Raw genomic sequence first — 18353 nt, 5'->3', positions numbered from 1 at the left:
TAGCACCACTCACTTCAAAACGTCATTCCCGCCACTGGCGGCAATGACTCCCCGCGAAGGCGGGGACGACGGGGAAGTTGAGGGTGACTCTTACGACCATGTCTGCATCCGCGCAAAAAAGAAAAAGGCCCCGCAGGGCCTTTTCGCTTGAACCGCAGTCCAATCAGAAGCTGTACTTCGCCCCGATCGTCCACACATTCGGCTTCGCGCCGAAGTCCTTGCTCTTGCCATAGCGCTCGTACTCAGCAATCAGGGAAACATCCTGGTTGATGTTGTACTGCAGCCCCAGCGCACCATATGCCTCGGTCTTGCTGTGGCTGCGGTTCATCACAGCATTGACGGTCTCGAGCTCGTTCTTGTTGCGCGACACGCCCAGCTTGGCATACGCCAGGAACTGCTCGTTGATCGGCATGCTCGCCTTGCCCGCCACATACAGCGAATGGCCTTTCGTTTCACCGCTGCCCGGCACGCCGCCGAGCGAATAGGTCACGTTCGAGCTGCGGAAATCGGTGTAGCCGGCTTCGACGCCCCAGGTACGGTTGAAGTCATAGCCGCCGAAGATCTTGCCCGAGGCCTTGTAGCCGTCGGCATCGACGCTGGTGGCGCCCGGCAGGGAATTCTGGTGGTCGGCGCTGGCCACACCCACGCCGACATAGGCGCGCGGGGTGTCTTGCTGGGCATGAGCGGCGGACATCGCCGCGACGGACGCGATCAGTGCAACGATAAGCTTGTTCATTACGGATCCTCTTCTTGTTACCTGGTTCGCGATTCCCAATGAATCGCAATAGGGCCAAGATAGCATTGACAAAAAATGAAAGCGTTGCCAAACCCGTAAAAACTGTAAGCGGATGTAACGTTCTGACTTTGCGGTCAGATAAAATACATACCAGATAGCGCAAGAAGAAGGAAGATCAAATGATCTTCCTAAAAGTTAGATTCACGCGCGGCCCAATCGGTTTTGCCGTTTTGTTGATTCCGTGCAACCAATTCTGTTGCGTGGAGCCCCTCATCAGGAGCAGGCTGCCGTCCGTGAGGCGCAGGCGCAGGGTCTCTTTCGTCTGTTTGTGGCGCAGGATGAACGTGCGCTCGGCGCCAAAACTCAGGGAAGCGATTGCAGGCGCCGGGCCCAGTTCGGGTTCGTCGTCGGCATGCATGCCCATGCTGTCGCGTTCGTTGCGGTAGTAGTTCAGCAGAACACTGTTGAACTCGCATCGGGTGACCTGCTGGACGCTGGCGCGGATGGCCTCCAGCAGCGGTGTGAACGGCGCCGGCGCCAGGCTCAGGCCGGAATAGCGGTAGGCGGCATCCCCATACCAGGCGCTCAGGCGCGGCTGCAGGTGGCGCTTGCCGTACACGACCACGGTTTCCTCGCGCCAGGCGGTTTCGAGAATCAGGCGCGCCAGCACATCCCCGTTCGGCCAGGGCAGCGGCAGCTGCTGCAGCCAGCCGAGTTCGCCGTCCGGCAACGGGATCGGCATCAGGCCGGGGCCTGCGCTAAATAAATCCATAGTGCAATGTTCAAGGCTATGATGGCGGCTTTCCCAGGAAGGACATTCTCGCATGGACAAACGCCACTTCCTCGGCGCCGCCGCGCTGGCCGGCGCCGCGCCCGTCTTTGCCGCGGCCAAGCCCACGCTGCAAGGCCCGGCCCTGCTGACGATCACCGGCGCCATAGGGCGCAGCAATCGTGGCGCGCTTGATCCGGCGCTCGACCAGATGATGCACAAGCAGAAACTGGACTTCGCACAAGCCTATGCCATGGATTTCGCCGCGCTGGCTTCCCTGCCCGCGCAGACGATCCGCCCCACCCTCGAATACGACGGCAAACCGCATACTCTGCGCGGTCCGCTGCTGGCGGATGTGCTGGCGCAGGGGGGCGCCCGGCCGGGCGATGCAGCCAAGGTGGTGCTGCGGGCGGTGGACGGCTATGCGGCGGCGCTGGAGATGCGCCAGGCCCGCGCCTGGAAGCTCATCGTCGCCACCCACCTGGACGGCAAGACTATGCCCTTGGGCGGGCTGGGCCCCTTATGGGCGGTGTACGACGCCGACCGGGTGCCGGAAATGGCAAAGCGCCCGCTCAACGAGCGTTTCGGCGCCTGTCCCTGGGCGCTGTATCACATCGACGTCGCCGCTTAACGGTAGGCTTCCGCCAGGCTCATCACGCGCGGAGCGAGCTTGATGCCGACATTGCCAAACAGCGCATCGAGGGCGGCCAGGTTGGCCGTGCACTCTTCCGACTTCCAGCCGGCGAACAGGTCGGTGCCGTCTTTCTGGAAATGCAGGTCAAGGACCTTGCCCTTGTCCTTGTGGACGTAGCGCTGCTCGTGGATATTGCGGAAGCCCAGTTCCGCCAGGCCGGCAAGGATGGACTGCGGCGGATTGTCCGGGTCGGTCGCCATGAAGACGCCAAAGGTCTTGCCGGGCGGCTTGGCCGCGACATCGACTTCGTAAATGCCTGGGGCCTTGGTAACGCTGGTGCTCTTCAGAAACAACATAGTGTTCTCCTTCTCCAGGGTCCGCGCCGGCAAGCTTTCCGATTGGCGCGCGGACCATGTTTTGTGTGATTAGCAGCCTAGCTTATTGCCCTCTGGGAACTTTGTCGATCTTTCTCTGTAGTTTCTTGACTCTAGCGCAGCAATAAGCCCACAACTGAGCCGCCAATCAATGCAGCACAGGCAAGCATGCCAAGAATGAAACCCATTTCGCGCCTGGCCGGATCGCGGACATAGCCGAGCGCGTACAGGATCCGGCTGGCGCACCACAGCAGGCCGCCCGCGGCGGCCCAGACGTCGCCCAGGAAGGCGCCGCACAGGAACAGGGGCACGAGCACCAGCGGCAGCTGCTCGAGGGTGTTCATTTGCACGCGATGGGCGCGCAGGAAGCCTTCCGGGCCCTCCATCGAGGGCGCCGGCACGTCGTAGCGCGCACGAGCCCGGGCGGCGTTCGCCCAGGTCCAGAAATACACGCCCAGCACGGCCAGCGAGGCCCAGGCGGTCAACACCATATGTTCTCCTTGCGATTCAGGTTTGCTTCGGCTTGCGCCGGGCCAGGTCGGTGGTCGGCGCCACCAGTGCTTCGTAGAGCTGGCCGGTGGGCGCGTCCCATTGCGTGAGCGCCGCCTGCTGGCGCGCCACGGTGGCGAAGTCGCCGCGCGCCACCGGGCCGCTGAGGGCGGCGGCCGGCCCCAGGCGGAACACGTTGGCCAGCGTTTCCTCGGCCAGCGGCCGCGCCAGCTCGCGCGCCACCTCTTCGGGCACGCCAGCGGCCTGGTAGGCGCGCAGGGACGCATCCAGTACCGTCACCAGGTAATTCGAGGCGAACACGGCGGCGGCGTGGTAGACGGTCTTGGCAGCCGGATCGATCTCCACCAGGCGCGCACCGATCGCCGCGAAGGCCGGTTCGAGCAGCGTGAGCGCCTCCACATCGCCTTCGATGCCGCAGAAAGTGCCGGCGAACTCGCGCGCCACCTTGTCGGGATCGGCGAAGCTGCGGATCGGGTGCACGCTCGCCACCAGGGCGCCGGCGTCGCGCGCCGCCTGCAGTTCGGAGGAGGCCTTGGCGCCGCTGCAATGGAAGATCACCGCGCCCTTCAGGTCATGCGCGGCGGCCAGCGCCGCGCACACAGGCGCGATCTGGTCGTCGTTCACGGCCAGCAGCCAGGCACGCGCCGGGCGCATGGCCGCGAGCGTCGAGGCGGGCGTACCGGCGCCGATGAAGTCCACCGCCTGCCGCGCGCTGTCCGCCGAACGGGTCAGCACGTCCTGGACCGCGAACACGCCGCTGGCATGGAACAGGCGGCCCAGCGCGCGCCCGACGTGGCCGGCGCCGGCCAGGTTCAATGCAGGCGCCACCTCAGAAGCCCGAGCCGGGCTGGCGCAGGTACTCGGTTTCCTCCGGCGTGGAGGCGCGGCCCAGGATCGCATTACGGTGCGGGAAGCGGCCGAAGCGCGCGATCACGCCGCGGTGGCGGTGCGCATAGTCGAGCGTCTCCGCGAAGCCCGCGTGCTCGTTCGACAGCGCGGTGAACAGCTCCACCGCCTGTTCCTGCATGCGCGCGTCCTCGGCGTGCTCGAAAGGCATGTAGGCGAAGGAGCGCTCCACCGGCGACAGTGCCAGGTGCCCGCCGGAGTCCACCAGCTGGCGGGCGGCGGCCAGGGCCAGCGTGTCGCCGGCGAAGGACTCGGGCGTGTTGCGGTGGGCGTTGCGCGTGAACTGGTCGAGCACCAGCAGGCGCGCCAGCACGCCGCGTGGGCCGAGCGCATCCCATTCGCGCAGGCCGCCCGCCACCGCCTTGGCGATGGTGGCGCCGAAGCGCTCGCGGATCGCCGCGTCGAACCTGTCGTCCTTGCGGAACCACTCTGGCCGCTGCTTGCCGTGGCCTTCGTGCGAAGGCGGCAGGAACCAGAAATCGAGTACGTCCTGGGCTTGTACGTCTGTTGCTTCCATGGCTGTTCCGGTTTTGGAGAGTATTGTTATTCGATGTCAATTACGGGCGTGCGATACCTGGAAGCCTTCCACGCCTTCGAAAGCGGCCAGCTCTCCGGCCAGCGCGTGCAGCGGCGCGCCCGACTTGCGCGACAGCGCCAGCGCCACGAAGCGCCATTCCTGGCGGCCGTTCTCGCTGCTGATGGTGAGCGAGCTGCCGGCGATCTCGTAGCCGCGCTCCAGCGCGGCCTGGCGCAGGCCCTCTTCGCGCGGCAGGAAATCGGGCTTGAAGCGCACCCGCACCGCCACCGCGTGGCGCGCCGGCAGGAAGCTCTCCAGGCGGTTCAGGTAGATCATGATCATCGAGGCGAAGAAGGCCAGGCCCATCGCGGCCAGGTAGAAGCCGACGCCGACCAGGATGCCGATCGCCGACGAGGCCCAGATCGAGGCCGCCGTGGTTAGGCCGCTGATGTTGAAGCCTTCGCGCATGATCACGCCGGCGCCGAGGAAGCCGATGCCGGTCACCACGCCCTGGATGATGCGGGTCGGATCGACCGGGGCCAGGAAGCCGGAGGCGCCGCCGCCGTACCAGAAGTCCGGATAACCGGCCAGGATGGTCAGCGCCGCCGAGGCCATGCACACCAGGCCATAAGTGCGCATGCCGGCCGCGCGCCCGTGGTAGGCGCGCTCGTAGCCGACCAGCAGGCCGAGCGCCAGCGCCCCCGCCAGGTGCAGCAGGATCAGCGCATTGGTGAAAATCTCGGGCCCTGACCAGTAGGTGGCCAGCAATTCGTTCTTGTTCATGGCGGCGCCTAGGGCTTCTTCTTGACCAGTTGCTTCTCGAAGGCGAGATCGTGTTTGCTGATCCGCTTCACTTCCTGCGGGCCGAGGCCGTTGACGAAGGCGACGAAGTCGTCCAGTTCGAGCGGCGCACACAGCGGCGGCGCGCCCGGCGCTTCGGACAGGAAGAACAGGCCGTCGCCGGTACGGGCCATTGAATAGCCCATGTTCCCGGTACGCTTCTTCAGCCGTTCGACCGCCGAGCTGGCGCGGGTGGAGCGTCCGCCGGCCATCAGATCGCCTCCGTGCGCAGCATCAGCCAGTCCCGCGCGGCGCCCTCGACATGCGGCGCCAGGCGCGCACGCACGGTCGCGTGGTAGTCGTTCAGCCACGCGATTTCATCCGGGCGCAAGATGCTCATGTCGAGGCAGCGGGTGTCGATCGGGCACAGGGTCAGGGTCTCGAAGCCCAGGTACTCGCCGAACTCGGTGGTCTCGACGCTGCGGTTCAGCACCAGGTTCTCGATGCGGATGCCCCAGCGTCCCGGACGATAGATGCCCGGCTCGATCGAGGTGATCATGCCCGGCTCCATCGCGGTGTGCGCTTCGGGCAGCGCCGACGGCGAGATGGTCTGGGGACCTTCGTGCACGTTCAGGAAGTAGCCCACGCCGTGGCCGGTGCCGTGGGCGTAGTCGATGCCGGCCGCCCAGATCGGCGCGCGCGCGATCGCGTCCAGCATCGGCGAACGGATGCCGCGCGGGAAGCGCGTGGCCGACAGGTTGATCAGGCCCTTGAGCACCAGCGTGTAGTCGCGCTTCTGAGCGTCGGACGGCGTGCCGACCGGGATCACGCGCGTGATGTCGGTGGTGCCGCCCAGGTACTGGCCGCCCGAGTCGATCAGCAGCAGGCCGTCGCCTTCGATGGTGGCGCAGGATTCCGGCGCGGCGCGATAGTGGATGATCGCACCGTTCGCATTGAAGCCGGCGATGGTCGAGAAGCTCGGGCAGATGAAATGCGGCCGCCGCGTGCGCGCCTGCGTCAGCTGGGTGTCGATGTCGACTTCGCTTACCGGCGCGCGATCGGCGTTGGCCAGCAGCGGCTCGAGCCAGGAGAAGAACTCGCACAGCGCCGCGCCGTCCTGCTCCATGGTGGCGCGCACGTTGGCCGCTTCCGATTCGACTTTGCGCGACTTGGCGAAGGTGGTCGGGTTGACGGCTTCGGCCACGCGCACGCCCTGCGCCACCGCGGCGCGCATGCCGGCCGTCACGCGGCGCGGATCGAGCAGCAAGGTGGCGCCGTCCGGCAGCGACTCCAGCGCGTGCGCGGCGTTGGCATAAGGCGCCAGGTGGACGCCGTCATGCTCCAGGCGCGCGCGCAGCTCGTGCGGCACCTTGCCTTCGCCGATGAACAGGGTGGCGTCGGCGCGGCCGATCAGCGCATGCGCCAGGAACACCGGATTGAAGCTGACATCGGCGCCGCGCAGGTTGAACAAGTAGGCAATGTCGTCCAGGGTCGAGATGAAGTGGTAGCCGGCGCCATGCGCTTCCATCGCGGCGCGGACCGCGGCCAGCTTCTCGTGGCGTTCCACGGTCGCGAACGGCGGCAGGTGCTCGAACACGGGGTCGAGCGGCAGCGCCGGGCGCTCGCTCCAGACCTCCTCGAGCAGGTCGATGTCCGTGCGCAGCTTGACGCCGCGCGCCCCCAGCGCTTCCTGCAGCAGGCGCGCGCCGGCCAGGCCGAGCACGCGCGCATCGACCGCCACCGTGCCGCCGGCGTGCACGTTGGCGGCCAGCCAGTCGACGTGGATCTGGCTCGCCGCGCTCGGGATCTTCATCAGCTGGATCCTTGAGCCCGCCAGCTCGGTTTCGGCCTGGGTCACGTAGCGCCCGTCGGTCCAGACACCCGCGAAACCGGCGGTGGCGATGAAGGTGCCCACCGAACCGGTGAAACCGGACAGCCATTCGCGGCCCTTCCAGTGGCCGGGCAGGTATTCCGAGAGGTGCGGATCGCTCGACGGGATGATGCAGGCGTCGATGCCGTGGCGCGCCATGGCGCTGCGCAATTGGGCCAGCCGTTCGGCGCGGGTGTCGTTGGTGGACATGGGTCGGAGAATCGGGTTGTTTTCCAAGCACGTATGATACGCCGCAATTCCCGGAACGTGGCGCGACGGATTATTGCGCCAAGACATCAAAATCCTTGGAATCCGGCCGCGAGGGGTTAAGATGATGGCTCAAACCATCACGAGACTGGCGCCATGACGCCGGCAGCAACAGGAGACGCACATGGATTTCGAAGCGGCCAAGGACGTATGCCGGAGCTTCCCCGGCTGTACCGAGGACATCAAGTGGGACCACGACATCGTGTTCTCGGTCGGCGGCAAGATGTTCGCCGCCACCAATGCCAGCTCGCCCGCCGAGGGTTTCAGCTTCAAGGTCGAAGACGACCGCTTCCTGGAACTGACCGACCGTCCGGGGATCATTCCCGCGCCCTACCTGGCGCGCCACAAGTGGGTGTATGTGGCGGGCGACGCCTCGATGGATGACGGGGAAGCGGCCGCGCTGCTGCGCCGTTCCTACGAGCTGGTGTTCGCCAAGCTGACGCGCAAGCTGCAGCAAGAGATTAACGAACTGCGCAATAACGCCTCCTGACCGGACCTGTTCCAAGCGGAACACCGCCTCCGCCGGGCTTGGCGCATAATGGCCCGGCCACCACTAGACCGTATGACCATGCAAGAAATCCCTATGCCAGAGTTCCATGACGAGCGCGCGCGTGCGCTGCTGGCCAATGCGCGCGAGATCGTCAATGCGGAACAAGTCCAGGCCGCAGTGCGGCATGTCGCCGACCGGCTCAACGAACGCTTCGGCAAGGATGGCGATCCCGCCTTCCCGCTGGTGCTGGGCGTGATGGGCGGCGCGGTGGTATTCACCGGCCACCTGCTGCCCCAGCTCGACTTCCCGCTCGAGTTCGACTACATCCACGTGAGCCGCTACGGCGACGAGGACAGGGGCGGGCAGATCGTGTGGAAGGTGATCCCGCGCCAGAACGTGGCCGGCCGCACCATCGTGGTGGTCGACGACATCCTCGACGAAGGCGAGACCCTGGCCCACGTGAAGCAGCGCCTGCTCGACATGGGCGCGGCCGAGGTGATCGTGGCGGTGTTCGCCGACAAGGACCTGGGGCGCAAGAAGCCGATCCAGGCGGACCTGGTGGGGCTGACGGTGCCGAACGATTTTGTCGTGGGGTTCGGGATGGATGTCTACGGGTATTGGAGGAATCTGCCGGGGCTGTGGATTATCCGGCAGGAAGACCTCAAGCAGCCCGGATAAAAACCCGCTGCGCGTAAACGTCGTCCCGGCGAAGGCCGGGACCCAAGTTTTGCATGCTCAGTGGCTGCGCAACGGACTTGGATCCCGGCCTTCGCCGGGAGTCATTGCTGCCAGTGGCAGGAATGACGGTTTTGAGGCTAGAGGTTGTTGGCTTACAGCGCCAGCCGCGCCCGCGCAGCCATGTATTCCCTCTTCAAGCGCTCCACCATCTCCGCCACGGTCGGCACGTCGTCCATTAAGCCCACGCCCTGCCCCGCGCCCCAGATATCGCGCCAGGCCTTGGCGCTGCCCGAACCGAAGCTCATCTTGCTCTTGTCCGATTCCGGCAGGTTCTCCGGATCCAGCCCCGCCGCCACGATCGACTTCTTCAGGTAGTTGCCGTGCACGCCAGTGAACAAATTGGTGTACACCACATCCGCCGCGCTCGAGGTGACGATCGCCTCACGGTAGGCGTCGGTGACGTTCGACTCCCTGGTCGCCAGCCAGCGCGAACCGATGTACGCGAAGTCCGCGCCCATCGCCTGCGCGGCCAGGATCGCATCGCCGGTCGCGATCGAGCCCGACAGCGCCACCGGACCATTGAAGAACTTGCGCACCTCGCCCACCAGCGCGAACGGCGACAGCGCGCCCGCGTGGCCGCCGGCGCCGGCCGCGACCAGGATCAGGCCGTCCACGCCCGCTTCCAGCGCCTTCTCGGCGTGGCGGATCGACACCACGTCGTGCAGCACGATGCCGCCGTAGCTGTGCACCGCGTCCAGCATCTCCTTCGGCGGCGCGCGCAGCGAGGAGATGATGATCGGCACCTGGTGCTTCACGCACACCTCGACGTCATGCGCCAGGCGGTCGTTCGACTGGTGCACGATCTGGTTGACCGCGATCGGGCCGACCCTGGCGCCCGGGTTCGCTTCCTGGTAATCGGCCAGCTCGCGCTGCAGGTCCGTCAGCCAGGTGTCGAGCAGCTCGGCCGGGCGCGCGTTGAGCGCCGGGAAGGAGCCGACGATGCCGGCCTTGCACTGGGCCGCCACCAGCGCGGGGCCGCTGGCGATGAACATCGGCGAGGCGATGACGGGAAGGGACAGGTTTTGCAGCACGGGGGGCATCGTCATGGATGGCTCTCGGTGGTCGGTTGATCGGAATCCTCAGGCATTATAGCCGCGAAAAAAGAACGACCGTGCTAGAACTTCGACTCTAAACGTCGCGCAGCATGCCCTCGTCCACGCGCGCCGCCTCGGCGCGCACCAGCGCCCCGGCGGCCCAGCGGGCCAATTCCTCGGGCGGCATGCCGAATTGTTCCTGCCGCACGCGCTCGACCAGCGGAATGGACGCCAGCAAGGCCGGCAGCGCCCCCAAGGAAATCGCCTGCCGCTCCAGCAGCAGGAACTTGAGCAGCACCTTGACCGCGTTGCGCGCATTGCGCAGCGGGTCGGCGCGCAGGTAGTCGAGCCGTTTCCTTGCCCGCGCCAGCGCGCCCGCCACATCCGTGAAGGCCGCGCCATGGCCGGGAATGAGCACCCGCGCATCCAGGCCGGCGATCAGGTCGAGGGTCGCGCCCACCTCGTCGAAGCCGGGTTCGCCCGCCAGCTCGGGAAAGATCACGCCGAACCCATCTTCCCATAAAGCATCCCCGGCCACCAGCACGCCGTCCTGTGCACAAAAAAACAACAACGCATGGGGATCGTGGCCGGGCGCGGCCAGCACGTCCCAGCGCAGGCCGGCCAGGACCAGGCTGTCTCCCGGCGCCAGCGTGGCGTCGAAAGCGAAGCGCGGGCACTGCTGGCCGGTGGCGCGGAAGCTGAGCGCGTCCTCGTCCCAGGCGGCGACCTTGGCGGCCTCGAGTGCGGGAATCGCGACCTCACAGCCGAGTTCGGCGCGCAGCAGCGCATTGCCGCCACAATGGTCGGAATGCAGGTGGGTGTTGAGCAGAAGGTCAAGCGGGCGGCCATCGAGCGCAGCACGCACCAGCGCCAGGGTCTGCCCGGCGTGGGTCGCATAGCCGCTGTCGATCAGCGCCGCGTCCTCCGGCCCGAGCAGGAGGACGCTATTGGACGAGAGCCAGCCACGCTCCAGGATGCGGATGGCGGGCGGCAGGTTCACGTCAGTCCCACTTGATCTCGGCTTCGCGCCGCCGGATCTCGGCCCACACGGCGCGCTTGGTGTCCTCGCTGGCCGTGCCCCAGGCGACGATTTCGTCGATGGTGCGCAGGCAGCCGCGGCACAGGCCGGTGTCGGGCGCCATCTGGCACACGTTGATGCAGGGCGAAGGGACGGGACTAGGCAAATCTTGGTTCATGCGCTGGGAATGAAAGCGAATAGGATGAAGCCGCATTATCGCGCGTCCGGACGGCGGCTGCCGGATTCGCCGGGCGCGGCTTTATACTGGTTTTCCCGACGCCTCAGAAAGGTCTTCCGATGCCTCTGCGTTTTCTGCTCGCCGCCCTCTTCACCTGCGCCACGGCCAATGCACAAACACTCAGTCCCGACGGCTACGGCAAGATCCGCTTCGGCGACCGCCTGGCCACGGCCGAGAAGCGCCTCGGCCAGCGCGCCACGCTCAGGCCGCGCGATCCCGCCTGCTCGATCGTGCGCTTCAAGCGCTATCCACGCGTCAGCTTCATGGTCGAGCAAGGCCGCATCACGCGCGCCGACGCCAGGACCATCGTGCCCAACAGCGCAGGTGTGACGGCAGCCATGCAGCCGGAAGAAGTGCTGCGCCGCCATCCCCATGCCCGCGTCGAGCCGCACAAATACGATGAGCATGGCAAATACCTCATCCTGCGCAAAGGGACAGGCAAGTCGCTGATCTTCGAAACCAGCAAGAACAAGCTCAAGCGGGTCCGCGCCGGCCTCAAGCCCTCGGTCGATTACGTGGAAGGCTGCTCGTAGGCGGCCTGCTTGAGTTTCATCTTCTGCGCGAAGCGTTCGGTATCGATCAGGCAGCGCTCGTGCGTGCCTTCGCACACCTTTTCCACCTCGTCCCAGGCCTCGACCCGGAAGCGCACGCGCCGTCCCTCGACTTCCAGCACTTCGCCGCGAATGGTGAGCGTCATGCCGGGCGGCGTCGGCGCCAGGTGCTGGAAACTCACCATCGTGCCCAGGCTCTGCTCACGCGGCCAGTCGACGAAGGGCATCATCCCGTGCAGGCAGGCAAGTTCCATCATGCCGACCAAATAGCCCGTGGCCAACACGTCCGGCATCTCTCTGCAAAACAAGGTATCGTGGTAAAGCTCGGGCACGGTAGCGCGCTCGGGCACGGTGTACTGCCATTCGAAGCGATGGCCAGGTTGGAAGCTGGGATTCATGTTCCTAGAGTAACGCAAGCACGAGGGATGCGCCTGATTCGCTTGGGCCGTCCGGCAACACCCTGAAAGGTTCGTGTAAGCCTGCGGGCCGAGATTGATCTCATGCACCGCACAAGGAGAGCTCATGAAACTGAACAGGAGATTGCTTGCCCAGGTGCGCGCCGCAACCCGCACACTGATGCGCAAGGGACCAGCAGGAACGGGCGCCGTGATTCAAGAGGCGATGAAGAATGCGACCGCCATGCAGCGCGCGGCAATGCGCGACATGGCGGTGACGATGCCTGCGCCCTTCCTGGGCCGGGATACACTGCCGGGCAAGTTCGTCGACGGCAGCTATGCCAACGAGGCCGGCAGCCGCGACTACAAGCTGTACGTGCCGAGCAGCTACACGGGGGAACCGGTAGCGCTGCTGGTGATGCTGCACGGCTGTACCCAGGATCCGGAGGATTTCGCCAAGGGCACCGGCATGAACGCACTGGCCGAAGAGATGGCCTTCCTGGTGCTCTACCCGGCCCAGAGCAAGCAGGCCAATCCCTCGCGCTGCTGGAACTGGTTCAACGAGATCGACCAGCAGCGCGGCCAGGGGGAGCCCTCGATCATCGCCGGGATGACGAACGCCGTCATGGCGCGCCATGCGGTCGATGCCTCCCAGGTCTACGTGGCGGGCCTGTCGGCCGGCGGCGCGATGGCGACCATCATGGGCACGCTCTATCCCGAGCTGTACGCGGCGGTCGGCGTGCACTCGGGCCTGCCTTTCGCCTCGGCCAGCGACCTGCCCTCGGCGCTGGCGGCGATGAAGGGAGAATTCCGCCGGAGCCAGGCTCCGGACCGTTCGCTGCCGATCATCGTCTTCCACGGCGACCAGGACACGACCGTGCATCCGTCGAACGGCGAGGAACTGGTGGCCCAGGTCGCGCGCGGCCTGCCGCGGCGGCCGGCGGTGGAACCGGGGCGGGTGCCGGACGGCCATGCCTATACGCGCACCGTGCACCGCCATCACGACGGCACCGTGCACGCCGAGCACTGGGTGGTGCACGGCGCCGGCCATGCCTGGTTCGGCGGAAATGCGCTCGGCAGCTATACGGATGGCAGGGGACCGGACGCGAGCCGCGAAATGCTGCGCTTCTTCCGCACCCGGCGCTAGCCGGCCTGACGCTCGCGCGCCAGGCTGACAGCCTCGATGTGGGCGCGCAGGCAGGCCGGGCACCAGCAGCCCGCGGCTTCCTGCGGAACAGGGACGGCGGGCGGCAGCGCGGTGCACCAGCAAGGCTCGGCCGCGCCGTCGGCCATGGCGCAGCCGAATTCGGCGCCGCAGCGGGTGCAGACGCTCATCGCGCTGCCCCTGCAACGGACAAAACACTTGATTTTTTGAAAAGACCTGGATTCACGGTGGCGAGCCTCTGGAGCGGACTGCCATAAAATACAACAAGACGCCCTATAATCTGCACAAGTTTTACGCTAATTGCACGGCTTTTGCCTGTAAAATCTCGCGACATTATTTTCGGACCCTCCATGAACGCTCATCTGACCAGCTTGAAGACCGACGACCAGACCAGTGACCTGACCAAGGTCTCGCCTCAGATCAAGGCGCAAATTCTGGCCGAAGCGCTTCCGTACATCCGTAATTTCCACGGCAAGACCATCGTCATCAAATACGGCGGCAACGCCATGACCGACGAGCGCCTGAAGCACGGCTTCGCGCGCGACGTCATCCTGCTCAAGCTGGTCGGCATGAATCCGGTCGTGGTACACGGCGGCGGTCCGCAGATCGACAACGCGCTGAAGAAGATCGGCAAGCAGGGCACCTTCGTGCAGGGCATGCGCATCACCGACGAAGAGACCATGGAAGTGGTCGAGTGGGTGCTGGGCGGCGAAGTCCAGCAGGACATCGTGATGCTGATTAACCACTACGGCGGCCAGGCCGTCGGCCTGACCGGCAAGGACGGCGGCCTCATCCGCGCACGCCGCATGGCGATGCCGGACAAGGACAAGCCGGGCGAGTTCCTCGACATCGGTTTCGTCGGCGAGATCGAAGCGATCAACCCGGCCGTGGTCAAGGCGTTGCAGGACGACGCCTTCATCCCGATCATTTCGCCGATCGGTTTCGGCCAGGACGGCCAGGCCTACAACATCAATGCCGACGTCGTCGCCGGCAAGATCGCCGAGATCCTGAAAGCCGAAAAGCTGATCATGATGACCAACATCGCCGGCGTGCAGGACAAGAACGGCAAGCTGGTCACCGACCTGTCGGCGCGCGAGATCGACGAGATGTTCGCGGACGGCACGATCTCGGGCGGCATGCTGCCGAAGATCTCGTCGGCGCTGGACGCGGCGAAATCCGGCGTCAATACCGTGCACATCATCGATGGCCGTATCGAACACAGTTTGCTGCTCGAAGTCTTGACGGAACAGGCTTTTGGCACTATGATCCGGTCGCACTAAAACATTCGCGGCAGAAAAAGCCGCGAATTTCTACCCGCCCTTGTAGCTCAGTGGTAGAGCACTCCCTTGGTAAGGGAGAGGCCACGTGTTCAATCCACGTCAAGGGCACCATCTCCTTCTCCCCGCTTGTCATCATCGTCCCGCTGCGCAGTCGCGCCCGGATGGCTATAATCGCATGTTGCAACCATCCTGCTTCATGCTCACATCGTGGCTACTTCGACGACCCTCCGCGCGCCGGTCTGGCTGTTTGACCTGGACAACACGCTGCACGACGCCTCGTACGCCATCTTCCCGGCGATCAGCGCCAACATGAACATCTATATCGCCCGCGTACTGGGCGAGAACGGCATGCCCGCCAACCAGGCCGCCGTCGATGCCGCGCGCCTGGGCTACTGGAAGCGCTACGGCGCCACCCTGCTCGGCATGATCCGCCACCACAAGGTGCGCGCCGCCGACTTCCTGCACGAGACCCACGACATCGGCCCGCTGGACCGCATGATGCGCGCCGAGCGCGGCCTCGGACGCCTGCTGCGCCGCCTGCCGGGCCGCAAGATCCTGCTCACCAATGCGCCGACCCGCTATTCGACCGAGATCGTGCGCCGCCTGAAGCTGCACAATCACTTCAGCCATCACATCGCGATCGAGAACATGCACGTGCACGGCCAGCTGCGTCCCAAGCCCTCGAAGCTGATGCTGCGCCGCCTGCTGCGCCGCCATGGCGTGGCCGCGCAACGCTGCGTGCTGGTCGAGGACACCCTGGCCAACCTGAAAAGCGCCAGCCAGCTGGGGCTGCGCACGGTCTGGGTCACCCAATACCTGCGCATGAGCGATCCGATTGGCCGCGCGCCGCTGCCGCGGACCCTGAAACGCCCCGGTTACGTCGATGTCAAAGTAAAATCCGTACGGCAACTTCCTGCACGCCTGCACCGGTTGCGCTAAACATCACAACAATCACTAGGGAATCCATGGCAAGCACCAAGCCAGGCCAGCGCAAGCTGCAAATCCTCCAGGCCCTGGCCTCGATGCTCGAGCAGCCGAAGGGCGAAAAGATCACCACGGCGGCCCTGGCGGCGCGCCTGTCGGTGTCGGAAGCGGCGCTGTACCGCCATTTCGCCAGCAAGGCGCAAATGTACGAGGGCCTGATCGAATTCATCGAGTCCACCGTGTTCGGCCTGATCAACCAGATCAGCGAGCGCGAGGAAGGCGGCGTCGAGCAGGCCCACGCCATCCTGCAGATGCTGCTCGGCTTCGCCGCCAGCAATCCGGGCATGACCCGCGTGCTGATCGGCGATGCGCTGGTGGGCGAGGACGAGCGCCTGCAGGCGCGCATGAACCAGTTCTACGACAAGATCGAGCTGGCCTTCAAGCAGGCGCTGCGCGTGGCCGTCACCCAGGGCCACGGCCAGGAAGCCGATGTCGCCGCGCGCGCCGGCCTCCTGGTGAGCTATGTGACCGGCCGCTGGCACCGTTTCGCCAAGAGCGGCTTCAAGCAGAATCCGGCGGAAGGCACCACCTTGCAGCTGTCGCTGCTGCTCGCCGCATAAAACATGGACACCCCGGAAGTCTTCGCGCTGCTGGACGACGCCAGCGCCACGCAGGAGGCGGGCTCACGGCTGTACAACGGCCACGCGGGCAGCTTGCGCTGCGAAGACGCCGCCGGGTGGCCGCAACTGCTCGGCGAGCTCCAGCAAGCGCTTAACAACGGCCTGTACGCGGTCCCGCTCCTGAGCTACGAGCTGGGCGCGCACCTGCAGGGATTGCCCGCCAGGCCGCTGGACGGGCCTCTGGCGCAGGTGCTGCTGTTCTCGCACTGCGAACGCATGACGGCGCCCCAGGTCGAGGCCTGGCTGGCGACCCGCAGCGCCGGCCAGGAAGCGGCCGGCGTGGCCGGCATCCAGGCCAACGTCGACGAAGCCAGCTTCACCGATGCGATCAACCGGATCCGCGACTACATCGCGGCCGGCGACACCTACCAGGTCAACTACACCTACCGCCTGCGTTTCGACGCCTTCGGCCCGCTGATGGGACTGTACACCCGCCTGCGCGCGCGCCAGCCGGTGCCCTACGGCGCGCTGATCGCACTGCCGGACGGCGGCGCGGTGCTGTCCTTCTCGCCCGAGCTGTTCGTGCGCCACGAGGCTGGTACCCTGCTGGCGCGGCCGATGAAAGGCACGGCGCCCGCCAGCGGCGACCCGGCGGTCGACGAGGAGCGCGCGAAGGCGCTGGCGCAGGACACCAAGAACCGCGCCGAGAACCTGATGATCGTCGACCTGTTGCGCAACGACCTGGGGCGCGTGGCGCAGACCGGCAGCGTGCAGGTGCCGGCCCTGTTCGAGGTGAAGCGCTATGGCGCCGTGCTGCAGATGACGTCCACGGTGCAGGCGCGCGTGCGCGAGGACGCCAGCTTGCTTGAACTGTTCGCGGCCCTCTACCCCTGCGGATCGATCACCGGCGCGCCCAAGCGGCGCACGATGGAAATCATCCACGAACTGGAACCGGATGCGCGCGGCATCTACACAGGCGCCATCGGCTGGTTCGATCCGCCGCGGGATGGACGCGCCTTTGGGAACTTCTGCCTGTCGGTGCCGATCCGTACGCTGGCCTTGCAGGCGCCGGCGAACGGCGTGCGGCGCGGGGAATTGGGCGTGGGCGCCGGCATCGTCTACGACAGCGATCCGCAATCCGAATTCGCCGAGTGCCAATTGAAGGCGCGCTTCCTGACCGGGCTGCACAACGAGTTCGAGATCTTCGAAACCCTGCGCGCGTCCTGGGACGACGGGCCGCGCCACCTGGAGCAGCACCTGGACCGCATCGCGGGCTCCTGCGCCTGGTTCGGCCTGCCTTTCGAGCGCGAGGAGGCGCGGCGCATGCTGGTCGAAGCCTGCCTGGCCCTGCCGCATGGGCAGCTGCACCGCATGCGGCTGTCGAACTCGCACGCCAAGGGCCTGCAATTGCAATCCGGTGCGATCAGCGAGCTGCACGAACCCGTCATGGTCGTGCTGGCGTCCGAGCCGACCCAGTCAAATGACATCTTCCTGCGCCACAAGACCAGCATCCGCAGCCGCTACGACGCGGCCTGGAAGGCGGCCGAGGCGCAAGGCGCCTTCGATATGCTGTTCTTTAACGAGCGCGGGGAATTGACGGAAGGCGGGCGCAGCAACGTGTTCGTGCGCTTCGGCGAAGCATGGTTCACCCCTCCCCTGTCCTCGGGCCTGCTGCCGGGCGTGATGCGCGGCGTGATGCTGGCGGCGCCCGCCTGGCAGGCGAGCGAGCGCGTGATCACGCGCGAGATGCTGGAGCAGGCCGACGACCTTGTCGTGTGCAATGCCTTGCGCGGCCCGCTGCGGGCCGTGATCGTCGACGGCGCCTAGAAGCGGTAGCCGGCGCCGATCCCGAACAGCACCGGATCGACCTTGACGCGGCTGGCCGTGGCGCCGCCCACGAAGACGTCGCTGCGGATCGTCACCTTCTTCACATCCAGGTTCAGCGACCAGCGCTGGTTCAGGCGGTAGTCGATCCCCGCCTGCACAGCTGCGCCCCAGCTATCCTTCTCCAGGCCGGCGGCGCCATCGAGCAGCTTCACCTTGGAGATGCGCGTGTAGTTCACGCCCAGGCCCACATAAGGCTGGAAACCGGCGGCGGGCAGGAAGTGGTACTGCAGGCTCAGGGTCGGCGGCAGGTGGCGGAAGGAGCCGATGCGCGCGCCGTCGAGGTAGACACCGTGCTTTTGTGGATAAGTCAGCACCAGCTCGGCGGCGAGCCGCGGCGTGAAGAAATAGCTGATGTCGACTTCGGGGATGGTCTTGCTGCCGACACCAATGCGGTCGGCGGCACCATTGCCGCCAAGCGGACTGGATTTGCCGGCCGGGTCGATATGGACCGCGCGGGCGCGCAGCAGCCACGGCGCTTCCTGTGCCATGGCCTGGGAAGCGGCCACTGCAATCAGCGTGGCCAGCAAGGTGTTCGTCATCGTGCGCATCGTTCTCTACCTTTCTTCATGTCGTCTAAACATGAGTAAGGTTATTGATGCGACGCAAAAAAAACGTTGATGTAGATCAAAATAACCACACCAGCAGTGTGG

General features: G+C 66.0%; 24 protein-coding genes and 1 tRNA gene. 10 read left to right on the top strand and 15 right to left on the bottom strand.

What is annotated here, in order from left to right:
- Nucleotides 1-163: 163 nt before the first annotated feature.
- Both J8847_RS02295 and J8847_RS02290 read right to left on the bottom strand, forming a co-directional pair.
- The gene (locus J8847_RS02295) at nt 164-736 is read right to left on the bottom strand and encodes a porin family protein (RefSeq protein ID WP_211523069.1); all 573 of its coding nucleotides are present in this window, start codon (nt 734-736) and stop codon (nt 164-166) included.
- A gap of 175 nt (nt 737-911) precedes the next feature.
- Complete coding sequence (locus tag J8847_RS02290; RefSeq protein ID WP_211523068.1) at nt 912-1508, bottom strand: alpha-ketoglutarate-dependent dioxygenase AlkB; 597 nt, start codon at nt 1506-1508, stop codon at nt 912-914.
- Nucleotides 1509-1560: 52 nt separating this feature from the next.
- Between J8847_RS02290 and J8847_RS02285 the strand changes: the two genes are divergently transcribed.
- Nucleotides 1561-2136 carry a molybdopterin-dependent oxidoreductase gene (locus J8847_RS02285; protein WP_211523067.1) on the top strand — a complete coding sequence of 192 codons (576 nt, stop codon included), beginning with the start codon at nt 1561-1563 and terminating at the stop codon, nt 2134-2136.
- On the opposite strand, the gene J8847_RS02280 is transcribed toward J8847_RS02285, so the two are convergent.
- The 7 genes from J8847_RS02280 to J8847_RS02250 all read right to left on the bottom strand — a co-directional run bounded on the left by J8847_RS02280 (nt 2133) and on the right by J8847_RS02250 (nt 7306).
- Nucleotides 2133-2495 carry a hypothetical protein gene (locus tag J8847_RS02280; RefSeq protein WP_211523066.1) on the bottom strand — a complete coding sequence of 121 codons (363 nt, stop codon included), beginning with the start codon at nt 2493-2495 and terminating at the stop codon, nt 2133-2135. The two genes, J8847_RS02285 and J8847_RS02280, sit on opposite strands and share 4 nt — an antisense overlap.
- 131 nt (nt 2496-2626) lie before the next feature.
- Nucleotides 2627-3004 (bottom strand): MAPEG family protein, encoded by a 378-nt coding sequence (locus J8847_RS02275; protein WP_211523065.1) that lies wholly within the window; start codon nt 3002-3004, stop codon nt 2627-2629.
- A gap of 16 nt (nt 3005-3020) precedes the next feature.
- A complete protein-coding gene (locus J8847_RS02270; RefSeq protein ID WP_373999812.1) occupies nt 3021-3851 on the bottom strand; it encodes a Rossmann-like and DUF2520 domain-containing protein in 831 nt (276 codons plus the stop codon).
- Nucleotide 3852: 1 nt separating this feature from the next.
- The gene (locus tag J8847_RS02265; RefSeq protein WP_211523063.1) at nt 3853-4446 is read right to left on the bottom strand and encodes a DUF924 family protein; all 594 of its coding nucleotides are present in this window, start codon (nt 4444-4446) and stop codon (nt 3853-3855) included.
- Nucleotides 4447-4482: 36 nt separating this feature from the next.
- Nucleotides 4483-5229, bottom strand: coding sequence for an MgtC/SapB family protein (locus J8847_RS02260; protein WP_211523062.1), 747 nt, complete (start codon nt 5227-5229; stop codon nt 4483-4485).
- A gap of 8 nt (nt 5230-5237) precedes the next feature.
- The gene (locus tag J8847_RS02255) at nt 5238-5498 is read right to left on the bottom strand and encodes a hypothetical protein (RefSeq protein WP_211523061.1); all 261 of its coding nucleotides are present in this window, start codon (nt 5496-5498) and stop codon (nt 5238-5240) included.
- Nucleotides 5498-7306: an aminopeptidase P family protein gene (locus J8847_RS02250; protein ID WP_211523060.1), complete on the bottom strand. Its 1809-nt coding sequence runs from the start codon at nt 7304-7306 to the stop codon at nt 5498-5500. Before J8847_RS02250 ends, J8847_RS02255 begins: the two co-directional genes overlap by 1 nt.
- A 181-nt stretch (nt 7307-7487) precedes the next feature.
- Between J8847_RS02250 and J8847_RS02245 the strand changes: the two genes are divergently transcribed.
- Both J8847_RS02245 and J8847_RS02240 read left to right on the top strand, forming a co-directional pair.
- Nucleotides 7488-7853: an MmcQ/YjbR family DNA-binding protein gene (locus J8847_RS02245; RefSeq protein WP_211523059.1), complete on the top strand. Its 366-nt coding sequence runs from the start codon at nt 7488-7490 to the stop codon at nt 7851-7853.
- Nucleotides 7854-7946: 93 nt separating this feature from the next.
- Complete coding sequence (locus tag J8847_RS02240; protein ID WP_211523058.1) at nt 7947-8531, top strand: hypoxanthine-guanine phosphoribosyltransferase; 585 nt, start codon at nt 7947-7949, stop codon at nt 8529-8531.
- 152 nt (nt 8532-8683) lie between these two features.
- Here the strand turns inward: J8847_RS02240 and J8847_RS02235 are convergent, their stop codons facing one another.
- The 3 genes from J8847_RS02235 to J8847_RS02225 form a co-directional block, all read right to left on the bottom strand.
- Nucleotides 8684-9637: a nitronate monooxygenase family protein gene (locus J8847_RS02235; protein WP_211523057.1), complete on the bottom strand. Its 954-nt coding sequence runs from the start codon at nt 9635-9637 to the stop codon at nt 8684-8686.
- A gap of 82 nt (nt 9638-9719) precedes the next feature.
- Nucleotides 9720-10625, bottom strand: coding sequence for an MBL fold metallo-hydrolase (locus tag J8847_RS02230; RefSeq protein WP_211523056.1), 906 nt, complete (start codon nt 10623-10625; stop codon nt 9720-9722).
- Nucleotide 10626: 1 nt separating this feature from the next.
- On the bottom strand, nt 10627-10821 hold the full coding sequence (locus J8847_RS02225) for a DUF1289 domain-containing protein (protein WP_211523055.1): 195 nt from the start codon (nt 10819-10821) through the stop codon (nt 10627-10629).
- Nucleotides 10822-10940: 119 nt separating this feature from the next.
- Between J8847_RS02225 and J8847_RS02220 the strand changes: the two genes are divergently transcribed.
- Nucleotides 10941-11414, top strand: coding sequence for a hypothetical protein (locus tag J8847_RS02220; RefSeq protein ID WP_211523054.1), 474 nt, complete (start codon nt 10941-10943; stop codon nt 11412-11414).
- On the opposite strand, the gene J8847_RS02215 is transcribed toward J8847_RS02220, so the two are convergent.
- Entirely contained in the window at nt 11393-11830 is a 438-nt protein-coding gene (locus J8847_RS02215; RefSeq protein WP_211523053.1) for a thioesterase family protein, read from the bottom strand. The genes J8847_RS02220 and J8847_RS02215 overlap by 22 nt on opposite strands.
- A 124-nt stretch (nt 11831-11954) precedes the next feature.
- Between J8847_RS02215 and J8847_RS02210 the strand changes: the two genes are divergently transcribed.
- Nucleotides 11955-12974 (top strand): PHB depolymerase family esterase, encoded by a 1020-nt coding sequence (locus J8847_RS02210; RefSeq protein WP_211523052.1) that lies wholly within the window; start codon nt 11955-11957, stop codon nt 12972-12974.
- Here the strand turns inward: J8847_RS02210 and J8847_RS02205 are convergent.
- On the bottom strand, nt 12971-13162 hold the full coding sequence (locus tag J8847_RS02205) for a cysteine-rich CWC family protein (RefSeq protein ID WP_211523051.1): 192 nt from the start codon (nt 13160-13162) through the stop codon (nt 12971-12973). The two genes, J8847_RS02210 and J8847_RS02205, sit on opposite strands and share 4 nt — an antisense overlap.
- A 180-nt stretch (nt 13163-13342) precedes the next feature.
- Here J8847_RS02205 and argB point away from each other — a divergent pair, with 180 nt between their 5' ends.
- The 5 genes from argB (at nt 13343) to pabB (ending at nt 17643) form a co-directional block, all read left to right on the top strand.
- Nucleotides 13343-14272 (top strand): acetylglutamate kinase, encoded by a 930-nt coding sequence (argB, locus tag J8847_RS02200; protein WP_211523050.1) that lies wholly within the window; start codon nt 13343-13345, stop codon nt 14270-14272.
- Between the two features lie 36 nt (nt 14273-14308).
- A tRNA-Thr gene (locus J8847_RS02195) sits at nt 14309-14383 on the top strand.
- A gap of 96 nt (nt 14384-14479) precedes the next feature.
- Complete coding sequence (locus J8847_RS02190; RefSeq protein ID WP_211523049.1) at nt 14480-15211, top strand: pyrimidine 5'-nucleotidase; 732 nt, start codon at nt 14480-14482, stop codon at nt 15209-15211.
- Nucleotides 15212-15237: 26 nt separating this feature from the next.
- Nucleotides 15238-15816 carry a nucleoid occlusion factor SlmA gene (slmA, locus tag J8847_RS02185; protein ID WP_211523048.1) on the top strand — a complete coding sequence of 193 codons (579 nt, stop codon included), beginning with the start codon at nt 15238-15240 and terminating at the stop codon, nt 15814-15816.
- 3 nt (nt 15817-15819) lie between these two features.
- The gene (gene pabB, locus J8847_RS02180) at nt 15820-17643 is read left to right on the top strand and encodes an aminodeoxychorismate synthase component I (RefSeq protein ID WP_211523047.1); all 1824 of its coding nucleotides are present in this window, start codon (nt 15820-15822) and stop codon (nt 17641-17643) included.
- On the opposite strand, the gene J8847_RS02175 is transcribed toward pabB, so the two are convergent.
- A complete protein-coding gene (locus tag J8847_RS02175; protein ID WP_211523046.1) occupies nt 17640-18251 on the bottom strand; it encodes an OmpW family protein in 612 nt (203 codons plus the stop codon). The two genes, pabB and J8847_RS02175, sit on opposite strands and share 4 nt — an antisense overlap.
- Nucleotides 18252-18353: the final 102 nt, after the last annotated feature.

Source organism: Massilia sp. AB1, assembly GCF_018119385.1.
In the GTDB taxonomy this organism is placed as follows: Bacteria; Pseudomonadota; Gammaproteobacteria; order Burkholderiales; family Burkholderiaceae_D; genus Telluria.
The sequence above is the reverse complement of the archived record's forward strand: the minus strand, read 5'-3'. Positions and strand labels throughout refer to the sequence as shown.